The sequence below is a fragment of the Marinifilum fragile JCM 15579 genome (assembly GCF_001310955.1).
Taxonomy (GTDB): Bacteria; Bacteroidota; Bacteroidia; order Bacteroidales; family Marinifilaceae; genus Marinifilum; species Marinifilum fragile.
Window position 1 is genome coordinate 61,706 of sequence record NZ_BAZX01000022.1, and the last position, 12,524, is coordinate 74,229.

A 12,524-nucleotide genomic window follows, 5' to 3' on the forward strand; every position below is an offset into this window, starting at 1 on the left:
ATTAAGACTCTTTAACTATTAAAATAAGTTTTTTGCATAAGAAAATTAAATCTTCGTCACTAATAATAAAGGGAGGCATGAGATAAACATTCTTCCCAAAGGTCGAACCCAAATTCCATTTTCAACAAATTTCTTTTGCATATTGGCCATATCAACAGGCTCTTTCATTTCTATAACTCCAATAGCACCTAAAACACGTACTTCACAAACATTATTAAAGCTTCTTGCAAGGCTTAATTCCTGTTCTAGAATACTTTCAATCTTAGTTACCCTAACTTGCCAATTGTTGCTTAATAGCAGAGAAATACTGGCAATTCCGACTGCACAAGCTAATGGATTTCCCATAAAAGTAGGTCCATGCATAAAATTTCCTGGAGTACCATTCGAAATCCCTTCGCTTACTTTCAAATTGGTTAAAGTTGCTGCAAAAGACATATATCCTCCAGTAATAGCCTTGCCGACGGCCATGATATCAGGTTCAATGTTTGCATATTCGCAAGCAAACATTTTGCCAGTTCTACCAAATCCAGTAGCAATTTCATCTAATATCAATAAAATGTCAAATTCATCGCAAACTACTCTTAATCTTTTCAGATATTCCGGATGATAAAATCTCATTCCACCTGCACCTTGAACAATAGGCTCTAGAATAACGGCAGTTAATTCTTCATGATGCTCCCTTATCATTTTATCCATTGGAGAGAATGACTCTTCATCCCAATTTTCATTGAACTTGCAAGATGGAGCCTCCACAAAGTAATTTATAGGTAATACACCCGAGAAAATTTCATGCATCCCGGTAACAGGATCACAAACTGACATTGCATTAAAAGTATCGCCATGATAACCAGAGCGTATTGTAAGAAACTTGTTCTTTTTAAAGTTTTTGGTGGCAAACCTGTACTGTATAGCCATTTTCATAGCAACTTCTACAGCAACAGAGCCAGAATCACAATAAAATACTTTTTCCAAGGATTTTGGAGTAACTTCTACAAGTAATTTAGCAAGATCAATAGCAGGTTGATGCGTTATGCCACCAAACATCACATGAGACATGTTTTGTAATTGCTTCTCAATAGCTTTATTTAAAACAGGATGATTGTATCCATGAACTGCGCACCACCAAGATGACATTCCATCAATAAGCTCACGTCCATCTTCCAGTTTTAACTTTACTCCATCCGCTGATATCACTGGGTATACTGGCAATGGATCTTTCATAGAGGTGTAAGGATGCCAAATGTGGTTCTTATCAAAACTAAGGTCAATTTTACCTTGCGTACTCATACCAAATTCAAATTCATTTTAATTTCTTGCGTAAAGCTATGATTTCTTAGGTTACGAGAAGGCGGTTTAAGTGTATTTTTATAACATATCCCTTTAAAACACTTACAATCTAGGTAATAATATTACAAAAAGTGAAATCAGGCTGTTATTTCCTTGTTAAAATTCAATTTCAAATTCCTCTCATGGAAATTAATCACTAATTTCGAGCATTATTAAATCTGACAAATGATATAAAATTTTAAACAAATGAAAACATTTAAGTTTTTTTTGGCTTTAAGCCTGATTTTATTCCTAATGAATAACTTATCAGCTCAAAAGATCTATAATCCAGATGCTGATGCAGAAAAGGATATTACTGAGCTGATTGCCAAAGCCAAAAAAGAAGGGAAGCATGTTTTAATTCAAGTTGGGGGAAATTGGTGTCCATGGTGTATTAAAATGCATAAATTTCTTCATAGTCAAGAAGAGATCCATAAGCTTTTAAATGATAACTACATATTCTTAGAGGTGAATTACAGCAAAGAAAATAAAAACAAGGAAGTTTTAAAAAAACTGGATTATCCTCAACGATTTGGTTTTCCTGTAATGCTGGTTTTAAATGCTAAAGGAGAGAGAATTCATACTCAAAACACAGGAAATTTAGAAAAAGATAAGAGTTACGATTTCGATAGAGTTAAATCATTTCTTTATAATTGGCGTCCAGAGGCCCTGAATCCAGAGAATTACAAATAAATCCTAAAATCTGTTAATAAATTAGACCAAGAACTCCGATTTTATTTGAATAAAGAAATAAATGTACTTTCTTTGTATCGGATTATAGGAAAATCTATAAAAAATAAAATACTAAAAAAGATATTATGACAATCTCAAAAGATAAAATGGTATCGGTTATTTATGAATTAAAAACTGATCCAGCTGGTGAAATCATTGAAAAAGCTGTAGCTGAAACTCCTCTTACATTCTTATGTGGAGCAGGTCAGATGCTTGAAAAATTCGAATCGAACCTTATGGGACTAAAAGTAGGTGAATCTTTCGAATTTAAATTGGAAACAGCTGAAGCTTACGGTGAAGCTTCTGAGCAAGCAGTAATCGACCTTCCAAAAAATATTTTTGAAGTAAACGGAGAGTTTGATGCAGAAATGATTAAAGAAGGAAATGTAGTTCCAATGCAGGATAGTTCAGGTCGTAGAATGAACGGTATTGTATTAGAGGTAGCAGATGCAACTGTTAAAATGGACTTTAACCACCCATTAGCAGGTGATGACTTGTATTTTAAAGGTGAAGTTATCGAAGTAAGAGATGCTACTGAAGAAGAAAAACAAGCAGTTTATGCACCTCAAGGTGGATGTGATAGCGGAAGCTGTAGTAGTGGTGGCTGCGGAAGCGGTTGCGGTTGCTAATAGTAGCTCGAAAAATATACAAAGCCCGAAAACCAATTGGTTTTCGGGCTTTGTTTTTTTATTTCATAAAACTACCTTTAAAGCTCATTAAAATAATTACTCTATGTGGAAAAGATTACCCCTTTATGTGAAAATACTTATAGGAATGGCTTTAGGTGTTGTTGCCGGAATGCTTGCTGTTTATTTTGATTTAACCAAATTTACAACAGATTGGGTAAAACCATTGGGTGCAATCTTTCTAAATCTTTTAAAACTAATAGCTGTTCCGTTAATATTTGTTTCACTAATTAAGGGGATTTCAAGTCTTTCAAATATTTCAAAACTCTCACGTATAGGGATAAAAACCATTTCACTTTATGTAATTTCTACAGTAATAGCAGTAAGTTTTGGACTTTTACTTGTAAATAATTTTAAACCTGGAAATACTTTCCCAGAGCACAAAAAAATTGAACTGCAGGAGAGGTTTGGGTCTGACATCAGCCTTAAAAAAAATCAAGCTGATCATATCAAGGAAGAATCTCCACTTCAGTTTTTGGTAGATGTGGTACCAGATAATTTCTTCAAAGCAGCCACTGATAATACCAAAATGCTCCAAATTATATTCTTTGCCATTTTATTTGGAATCGCGATGGTAATTTTGGAAGAAAAAAAGGTCAAAATAGTGAAAGATTTCTTCGATGGAATAGATGCTATTATTCTTAAAATCATTGATATCATCATGCTTTTTGCACCATATGGAGTATTTGCTCTGATTGCTGGATTAATAGTTGATTTTTCAGGAGATACCGACCTTTTTGCAGCATTGGGATGGTATGCAGTAACAGTAATAGCAGGATTATTAATTATGGTTTTTTTAATATATCCTTTGTTCTTAAGGATATTCACTCCAATTAAGTATACTGACTTTTACAAATCCATCTCTCCGGCTCAATTATTAGCATTTTCAACCAGCTCGAGCGCCGCAACTCTGCCTGTAACGATGGAGTGTGTTGAAAACAAAATTGGGGTTTCAAATGAGGTCGCTAGTTTTGTTTTGCCTGTTGGAGTTACCATTAATATGGACGGTACTAGCTGTTATCAGGCAATTGCAGCGGTTTTTATTGCTCAGGTGTTTGGTGTAACATTGGATATCTACGATCAGCTTTTAATAGTTGTAACAGCCACCTTGGCTTCAATTGGAACTCCAGGTGTACCTGGTGGAAGCATTGTAATGCTAATCATTGTGCTCACATCAGTAGGTATTCCTATTGAAGGACTGGCATTAATACTTGGTATAGATAGACCTTTAGATATGCTTAGAACGGTTGTAAATGTAACCGGCGATGCCACAGTTTCGACAATTGTTGCCAAAACGGAAGGGAAATTAACTTATCCACCACAGATAATTGCAGAAAAAGTAAAATCTTAAAATACCCAAAATAGTAGGCTTTAAACTTATTTTTATTTTTCTTGTTTAAGCTTTTGTAATTTTCGCTGAACAAAAGTAAATCAAATTTGTTTCCTGATTAAACCATTAAAAAAAAGTGACATGAATATCAGGAATTATAAATTTAGTTTAGGATTATTTCTCCTAATGATCGCAGCAATAGTTAATGTTTCATGCGAAGATGATGACAATGACATGCCAAATCCAATGCCAACAGACAAGAATATTGTTGACATTGTAATAGGTAATGATAACTTCTCAATTTTAGCTGCCGCCCTTACAAAGGCAGACTTGGTAGAAGCTTTAAATACCAATGGACCTTTTACAGTATTCGGACCGACAAATGCTGCTTTTGAGCAATTGTTTACGGATTTGGGAGTTTCAGGTATTGATGAATTAAGTGCTGAAGCTTTAACTCCGATTCTTTTATATCATGTATTGGGCATTCAAGCAAAATCAACAGACTTATCTGATGGTTATGTGCAAACACTAAGTACATTTACTCCTGGTGATTATCCTATCAATTTACTCGTTGGTCTTGATTCGGGCGTAAAATTAAATAATAGTGCCAATGTTACCAGCGCCGATGTTATGGCGTCCAATGGCGTGATTCACATCATTGACGAGGTTCTTCTTCCTCCTGATGTTGTTGACATAGCTATCGCAAATGCTACATTCTCACATCTAGTGGACGCAGTAATTAAAGCTGATTTAGTAGATGCACTTAGAGGAGATGGTCCATTTACGATTTTTGCTCCAACTGATGCCGCTTTCGAGGCTTTATTTGCTGATCTGGGCATAAATGGTATCGAAGATTTGTCAGCAGAAGATCTTACCCCAATTCTTACCTATCACGTTGTTTCAGGAAATGTTCGAGCTGCCGATGTTAGCACTGGTGTAGTATCAACTCTAAATGCCGAAGCTGAGCTTGAAATTGATGCTGATGGTAGTGGAGTTATTATCAACAAATCAAGTAATGTTATTTCTACTGATGTACAAGGAACCAATGGGGTAATACATGTAATTGATAAGGTGTTAATTCCTGGAGCAGAAGAGGAAGCACAGTCGATAGCAGATATTGCAGCAGCAAATGGCGATTTTTCTAGCCTGGTAGCAGCTCTTGACAAAGCTGGTCTTGTAGAAACAATGGATGGAGAAGGTTCTTTTACAGTTTTTGCACCAACCAATCAGGCTTTTCAGGATTTATTTACCAATCTGGGTGTTTCAGGAATTGAGGATTTATCCGTCGAAACACTAACTCAAGTTCTACTTTATCATGTTTTAGGCAGTAAGGTAATGTCAATGGATATTAATCCGGGATACGTGGAAACACTTGCTACCAATAGTCCAGATATGGATCCTGTAATGTTACGATTAGACACAAGTGATGGAGTGAAAATAAATAAAGAAACTATGGTAACATCATCAGATATTGAAGCATTTAACGGTGTTATTCACGTAATCGATAAGGTTTTATTACCTCCTAATGTAGTTGATATTGCAGTTGCTAACGATAACTTTGAGCATTTGGTAGCTGCAGTTGTTAAAGCTGATTTAGCTGGAACGTTAAGCGGAGATGGACCGTTTACAATCTTTGCTCCAACCGATGCAGCTTTCGAGGCACTTTTTGAAGCTTTAGGCGTTTACGGAATTGACGACTTAAGTGCAGAAACTTTAACTCCAATTTTGCTTTACCATGTTGTCTCCGGTAATGTAAGATCAGATCAAGTATCAACAGGAATGGTAGAAACTTTAAATGAGGGTAGTATGCTTGATATAGATACAAGTTCAGGAGTAAAAATTAATGGAGATACTGAGGTAACCGCAACGGATATTCAAGGAACTAATGGCGTAATTCATGTAATCAATAAGGTTTTATTGCCAGAATAATCTATATAATATACACTAAAACCTGCATGAAATGGCAGGTTTTAGTTTTTTTGATTAGATTTAATAATTATTAAAAGGAGTAGATTTTAAATCTTCTCACCAACGAAAAAACATGAGTAAATATTCCATAAAAGACCTTGAAAAAATTACAGGAGTAAAAGCTCACACCATAAGAATATGGGAGAGAAGATATGGTATAATTCAACCAGAAAGAAGCAAGACCAATATTCGCTCTTATTCTGATAGTGATCTACGTAAACTGCTCAATATTTCAATGCTTAATTCATCGGGAATTAAGATTTCTCACCTTGCCAAGTTAAGTAGTATAGATCTTGAAGCTAAGATATTAGAATTATCAAGATCAAATAAAAGCATTGGATTTCATATTGAAAAACTTACACTTGCAACCGTAAATTTTAATGAAGAGTTGTTTGAGTCTATCTTATCTAAATGTGTACTCGAGAGTGGAATGGAATCTACCATTACAGAAGTCCTTTTTCCATTTTTCGAAAGGATAGGAGTGCTATGGCAAGTTGGTTCAGTCAGTCCAGCTCAGGAACACTTTATTTCAAATTTGATTAGACAAAAATTATTTGCATCCATCGATTCTCTTTCAGGAAAGTCAGTGGAAGGTGCATCGAAAGTATTGATATACTTGAAGGAAGGTGAACTGCATGAAGTTGGGATTCTGTTCTACAATTATATACTAAGAAGAAATGGATTCAGTACACTTTATCTTGGACAAGATCTGCCATTTAAGGATTTGGTAAGTGCAGTAAATGATTACAATCCTGATTATATTCTCAGCTCTTTCATTTCGCCAATTAATGCAGAGGATATTAACGTTTACTTATTAAGTATGGAGAAATCCTTTAAAGGTATAGAGCTAATGGTCACTGGTTTGCAACTTAAACAAGATGGAGTAGAAGTGCCAAATTCCATGAAGTTGATTACATCTCCTCAAAAATTTAAAGAGCTACTTCAATTGAAGTAAATAAAAGACTCTCCTGTCTTATTTAGAAAAGCTAATATAAAATTGCCAAAAGCCTTTCATTTAAAAGAATGTAGGCTTTTTTTATTTAGAATCAGAGGCTGTTATTAAAGTTCTGTTTAAGGATTGATTGATTTTTGTCTAATATTTTTGTATTTTTATTAGACAAAACAACAGGAGGTACAATCATGACAACAATAGAATTTAATAATACGATCGTTAATTTAGAAGAGCAACTTAGAGTTTATGCTTACAGATTAACTAACAACAGAGAAGATGCATTGGATTTATGCCAGGAAACCGTATTGAAAGCTTTCATATACAAAACAAAATTTAGCCATAACAACCTTAAAGCTTGGCTTTATACAATTATGAAGAACTTGTTTATAAATGCATATAGAAAGAAGTTAAAACAACGCGAGTGGATGGCTCATGAAACAAACAATAATCTTGGAAAGATAAATGTAAGTTTTGACAATCCTTATTCTACGCAAAATTACAAGGATATCATGAAGGAACTGGACAAATTGGAAGAATACTTACGTACACCTTTTAAAATGTTTTTAGAAGGATTCAAGTACCGTGAAATCGCTGAACATGCGAACTTACCAATTGGAACCATTAAAAGTAGAATATTCCAGGGACGAAAAATTTTAGCTGAACAATTAGCTGACTATTCTTAAGAGCTTTCAAGTTTTATCCATTTTTAAATGATAAATTAATCGGGGTTTATTACCTTTGTTGGCGATCAGAGGGAAAAATCCCGATTTATTCATCAAAAATTATTAAGATGGCTAGTAGAAGACGCTTAAAAAAAGACATTGATTATCTTTGCTTTGAAGTTATTTCAGATTGTTATAACTACAATTACTTGCACGCAGAAAACAGAGAGCAAGTAATGGATATCATCAAGGATACTATTATTGCAAGAAATAATTTAGTTGCAAGAGTTAACCATCCTGATGGAAAAGATAATCCTAAAATGGTAAAGGCATATTACAAGTCAATTTTTAACGACTTGATTAAGAATGTGGATGAATCATTTACCAGATTAAGCACCTTAATTAAGGAAAAGTAATTTCCAAAATTAGATATTTTAATAGCTTTGCATTTTGCAAAGCTTTTTTTATGCCTACAGAAGAAATCATTTACATTAAAGACATTGGTGAAATTGCGCTAAGAAATGATAAACGTTTCAAGAGGTTATCAATTCGCATGGCCCCAACAAAAGGAATTTGGATAAATGTTCCCAATGGTATTTCAATCAAAGAAGCCATAAAGTTCGCTGAAGAAAACAAGGCTTGGATTCTTCAAGCTAAACAAAAGAAAGATAACAAGGAAAGTCAGCAAACCATTTTTGATCAGCATACCAAATTTAAAACCAAATATCACGAGCTAAGAATAACTCAGGTAGCAACCAAGTCATATTCTTCGAAGCTCAACAATGGCGTACTTGAGGTTATGTATCCAGTAGGAATGGAAATTATTAATAAGGATTTACAAGAATTCATTAGAAAATCCATAATTGAAACTCTTAGGCGCGAAGCAAAATACTATTTGCCTAAAAGAATTGAATTTCTTGCAAAGCAACATGGATTTAAATACCGTTCCGTACAAATTAAGAACACTAGAAGCAGATGGGGATCTTGCTCTCATGATAATAAAATCAATTTGAGTTTGCATTTAATTCGCTTGCCCGAAGATTTATCAGATATGGTTATCCTTCATGAATTGTGTCATACTGTTGTTAAAAACCATTCCAGCCAATTTTGGGAGCTTTTAGCTAGTCATTGCCCTAATCTTACAGAAAAGAAAAATAGAATCAAAAAACACTCTATAAACATCATATAAATGAGTACAGAATTATATATCGTAATAGGACTATGCGTATTTGCCTTTCTTATAGGTAGTCGATTAAAAAAAGCACTTAAAGCACCACAAAGTAGATCGAAAAATCAAAAAAAGAAAAGTCAAGCTAAAAAGAAGGAATTATCGCCAAAGCAAATAAAACTCCGACGAATTTTTACAATCGCAATGTTGATTTTGGTTTTTGGACTTTTGATCTTCATGATTCCCGCTTTATCAAGAGATATCTTAACATCTAATGGAAGAATAAGCGAAAACCTTATTCTAAGGATTTTAATTGTAGGATTCTCTATTTATATTCTTTTTATAGGATATGTAAAGATAAGAAAGTCGAAATAGGCTTTCTTATCTTACAAATATTCTTTTTCTACTAGATTTCGGCAATGTGTTTTTTGCTATTTCTCCTTACATCTCCCTCAATTACTGAATGTTATTAGTGAATTTCACCTTATTTAAGCTCATTAGATTGTAATTTTTGTAAACAAGAAGACCATTTGATTGAAAAAATACAATTGTCGATACATTTTGAGCAATCGAGATCATTTTTCCCCACTTTATTTGTTCACAAGGTTAAATTAGTAATGTAAACTCGCATTTGATTTCAGAAAAATTATTAAAAAACAATATTTTACACTTGTAATTTATAATTGTAACCTATAATCAATGATTGTATATTGATCTGCATTTGACTTTTATTGTCTTTTGTATACTATAATCGTTCCTGTCGTAATCGCTTAATTTCTCGTTACAATTGTACTTAAACACAATATGCCTACAGTTTAGGATCTAGTAGTCAGTATATTATAAAGTTTTACGCAACTATTACTTTAATCGTATAGTTTACAACACTATAAAATTAACCTAATCTTAGTAAATAATTGTAAATCTGTAAGATTATTATACTTATTATCAGTGATTTATATAGTTTGATTGATCTAATGGTACAATATGAACTTGATTGAATTCACATGTTTAGCGTTTATATTTGTTATATTTCAGCATGATACAGTTGTAAATAACATGTAATACACTATTAATGCGGCAGTTAACTTCACGTCTATGTGTATTTACTATATCAAACACTCTATTTGTTTAGATGATGATTCTGTGAATTCAATTTACTCTTACAAATCTAATAAAAGCCATATATGCGTAAACTAACGTTTTAATGGGCTTAGAAATGTAAATTACAATGGTAAATTAAGGATTGCTATTAGATAAGTCGTCGATTTACATTTATAAATTACAAAAGTAACGCTAATTCAAAATTTTCATTTGCTTTTTGTAAATTTAATTTTACCTTTGTATCGACAGACACAATTAACATCTGTAAAATATCAACCAATGAAAGATAGAATCGTTCAATTAATTAACAGTGAAGGCTTAACATCTTCTAAATTTGCTGATACAATTGGCGTGCAACGCTCTAGTATATCTCATATATTATCAGGTAGAAACAAACCAAGCCTTGATTTTGTACAAAAAATAAGACGTTCCTTCCCTCATGTCAACATTGATTGGATTATTTTTGGGGAAGGTGAAATGTACATGTCACAAGAACCTTCTAAACTTTTCGAGAATGAGATGATTCAGTTTGAAAAGGAAGAAGAAGCACCTAATATTACTCCACAACCACCCAAATTAAAAAAGGAATCGTCTACAAAGCCTGTAAATCAGCCTGAATCCTTCTCTGAAATGAACGTATTCGTTCCTGGTAAACAAATAGAAAAGGTAGTTGTGTTTTATACTGATAAAACTTTTAGGGAATACAATCCTTCTTAAGCATTTTTTGAATTATCTTTGCCTGAATTTATTCTTAACAGATATAATATTGCTAGGCACCATGAAAAAATTAGTACAAGACTTTGAGGTACTACAAAGAAAAGAGCTGAACGATGATCATTTTGTGCTGGATGTAAGGGCCTTAGAGCCACTTCCTGAAATACGTCCAGGACAATTTGTAAACGTTTTGGTGAAAGATTCCAACACAACCTTCCTTAGAAGACCATTATCAATCCATTTTGTAGATTATGAGCGCAATACAATTAGCTTATACATCAAAAAAAATTGGTGATGGTACCAAAAAATTGGGTGAACTTAAAGAAGGTGATTCATTAAACATTGTTTATCCATTGGGTAATCAATATTCCATTCCAAATAATGCCAATACCTTACTTGTTGGTGGTGGTTGTGGTGTAGCTCCTTTGCTATATCTTGCAAAACACTTAAAAGAAGCAGGTAATAAGGTAACTACACTTCTTGGTGTTAGATCGGAAAAAGATGCCGTAGAGCTTGATGCTTATAAAGAATACGGTGATATTCTGGTTACTACAGAAGATGGTTCTTTTGGTGAAAAAGGATACCCAACCCAACATTCTATTCTGGAAAAAGAGAAATTTGATTATGTATTTACATGTGGTCCAGAACCAATGATGAAGGCTGTTGCGGCTTATTCTGCACAAAAGAATATTCCATGCGAGGTGTCGCTTGAAAATAATATGGCATGTGGATTTGGAGCGTGCTTATGCTGTGTAACTGAGACAACAGGAGGTAATAAATGTACTTGTACCGAAGGACCGGTATTCAATATAAACGATCTGAAATGGTAAATTTAGGAGTAAAACTTAAAGATCTTAGCTTAAAAAACCCAGTAATGACCGCTTCTGGAACCTTCGGGTTCGGTGAAGAGTTCGAAGATTTTATTGATTTAAGCAATTTAGGCGGTATTTTAGTAAAAGGGACCACCAGACACCATAGAGAAGGAAATCCTTACCCTAGAATGGCAGAAACGCCTTCAGGAATGCTAAATGCAGTAGGATTACAAAATAAAGGAGTTGAAAACTTCTGCAAGGAAATCTATCCACGAATTAAGCACTACGATACCAACATCTTAGTTAATGTTTCAGGATCAGCAATTGAAGATTATGTAGAAACAGCTGCTATGATTAACGATTTGGAACACATTCCAGCAATTGAGTTGAATATCTCCTGTCCTAACGTAAAGGAAGGTGGTATGGCTTTTGGAACCAGCTGTGCTTCGGCTGCTTCGGTGGTTAAAGCCGTTCGTGAAGTGTATAAAAAGCACTTAATGGTAAAACTATCGCCTAATGTTACTGATATTACTGAAATAGCCAAAGCAGTTGAAGCAGAAGGAGCTGATTCCGTATCATTAATCAACACATTATTGGGTATGGCAATTGATGCAGAAACCAGAAAACCTTTATTATCAACTGTTACTGGAGGTCTATCGGGTCCGGCAGTAAAGCCAGTTGCCCTAAGAATGGTTTGGCAAGTATATAATGCCGTTAACATTCCAATTGTTGGATTAGGTGGTATAATGAATGCCAAAGATGCTATTGAATTTATTTTGGCTGGAGCTACAGCAATTCAAATTGGAACGGCAAATTTTATCGATCCACAGGTTACTGAAAAGGTAGTTGTAGGTATCGAAGATTACATGAAGCGTCACAACATTCAAGATATCAATGATTTAATTGGAGCTTTGCAGATTCAGTAATTCAAACGCAATAATTAGAGAAATAATTCTTTAATGCAGATATAGTGAGTTTACATGTGTAATTACATCTGTAAACTCATTCTTTTTTTATAGAATTCAATACATATAAACTATTTATATATTTAATCTTTTTACATTATAATACAG

The 12,524-nt window shown here is 33.7% G+C and carries 14 protein-coding genes; 13 read left to right on the forward strand and 1 reads right to left on the reverse strand.

Going from position 1 to position 12,524, the window contains the following annotated elements; genetic code table 11:
- Positions 1-45: 45 nt before the first annotated feature.
- Positions 46-1,287, reverse strand: a complete 1,242-nt coding sequence (gene bioA / locus JCM15579_RS14795) for an adenosylmethionine--8-amino-7-oxononanoate transaminase (protein ID WP_245625929.1) — start codon at positions 1,285-1,287, stop codon at positions 46-48.
- A 246-nt stretch (positions 1,288-1,533) separates the two neighbouring features.
- Here bioA and JCM15579_RS14800 point away from each other — a divergent pair, with 246 nt between their 5' ends.
- The 13 genes from JCM15579_RS14800 to JCM15579_RS14855 all read left to right on the forward strand — a co-directional run bounded on the left by JCM15579_RS14800 (position 1,534) and on the right by JCM15579_RS14855 (position 12,377).
- On the forward strand, positions 1,534-2,019 hold the full coding sequence (locus tag JCM15579_RS14800; protein ID WP_083464702.1) for a thioredoxin family protein: 486 nt from the start codon (positions 1,534-1,536) through the stop codon (positions 2,017-2,019).
- A gap of 125 nt (positions 2,020-2,144) precedes the next feature.
- Positions 2,145-2,687: an FKBP-type peptidyl-prolyl cis-trans isomerase gene (locus JCM15579_RS14805; RefSeq protein WP_054721214.1), complete on the forward strand. Its 543-nt coding sequence runs from the start codon at positions 2,145-2,147 to the stop codon at positions 2,685-2,687.
- A 103-nt stretch (positions 2,688-2,790) separates the two neighbouring features.
- Positions 2,791-4,095: a dicarboxylate/amino acid:cation symporter gene (locus tag JCM15579_RS14810; protein WP_054721215.1), complete on the forward strand. Its 1,305-nt coding sequence runs from the start codon at positions 2,791-2,793 to the stop codon at positions 4,093-4,095.
- 120 nt (positions 4,096-4,215) lie between these two features.
- Positions 4,216-6,003, forward strand: coding sequence for a fasciclin domain-containing protein (locus JCM15579_RS14815; protein WP_054721216.1), 1,788 nt, complete (start codon positions 4,216-4,218; stop codon positions 6,001-6,003).
- Positions 6,004-6,115: 112 nt separating this feature from the next.
- Entirely contained in the window at positions 6,116-6,997 is an 882-nt protein-coding gene (locus tag JCM15579_RS14820) for a MerR family transcriptional regulator (RefSeq protein WP_054721217.1), read from the forward strand.
- Between the two features lie 185 nt (positions 6,998-7,182).
- Positions 7,183-7,677, forward strand: coding sequence for an RNA polymerase sigma factor (locus JCM15579_RS14825; RefSeq protein WP_054721218.1), 495 nt, complete (start codon positions 7,183-7,185; stop codon positions 7,675-7,677).
- Positions 7,678-7,784: 107 nt separating this feature from the next.
- A complete protein-coding gene (locus JCM15579_RS14830) occupies positions 7,785-8,072 on the forward strand; it encodes a hypothetical protein (protein ID WP_054721219.1) in 288 nt (95 codons plus the stop codon).
- 50 nt (positions 8,073-8,122) lie between these two features.
- Positions 8,123-8,845: a M48 family metallopeptidase gene (locus JCM15579_RS14835; RefSeq protein ID WP_054721220.1), complete on the forward strand. Its 723-nt coding sequence runs from the start codon at positions 8,123-8,125 to the stop codon at positions 8,843-8,845.
- Positions 8,846-9,199 (forward strand): hypothetical protein, encoded by a 354-nt coding sequence (locus JCM15579_RS14840; protein ID WP_054721221.1) that lies wholly within the window; start codon positions 8,846-8,848, stop codon positions 9,197-9,199. It begins immediately after the preceding gene.
- Between the two features lie 1,005 nt (positions 9,200-10,204).
- Positions 10,205-10,642 carry a helix-turn-helix transcriptional regulator gene (locus tag JCM15579_RS14845; protein ID WP_054721222.1) on the forward strand — a complete coding sequence of 146 codons (438 nt, stop codon included), beginning with the start codon at positions 10,205-10,207 and terminating at the stop codon, positions 10,640-10,642.
- Between the two features lie 61 nt (positions 10,643-10,703).
- Positions 10,704-10,934, forward strand: a complete 231-nt coding sequence (locus tag JCM15579_RS21590; protein WP_245625930.1) for a ferredoxin reductase domain-containing protein — start codon at positions 10,704-10,706, stop codon at positions 10,932-10,934.
- Positions 10,891-11,469 carry a dihydroorotate dehydrogenase electron transfer subunit gene (locus tag JCM15579_RS14850; RefSeq protein ID WP_245625932.1) on the forward strand — a complete coding sequence of 193 codons (579 nt, stop codon included), beginning with the start codon at positions 10,891-10,893 and terminating at the stop codon, positions 11,467-11,469. The genes JCM15579_RS21590 and JCM15579_RS14850 overlap by 44 nt, the downstream gene beginning before the upstream one ends.
- On the forward strand, positions 11,463-12,377 hold the full coding sequence (locus tag JCM15579_RS14855) for a dihydroorotate dehydrogenase (protein WP_054721223.1): 915 nt from the start codon (positions 11,463-11,465) through the stop codon (positions 12,375-12,377). Before JCM15579_RS14850 ends, JCM15579_RS14855 begins: the two co-directional genes overlap by 7 nt.
- The last annotated feature ends 147 nt before the right edge of the window (positions 12,378-12,524 follow it).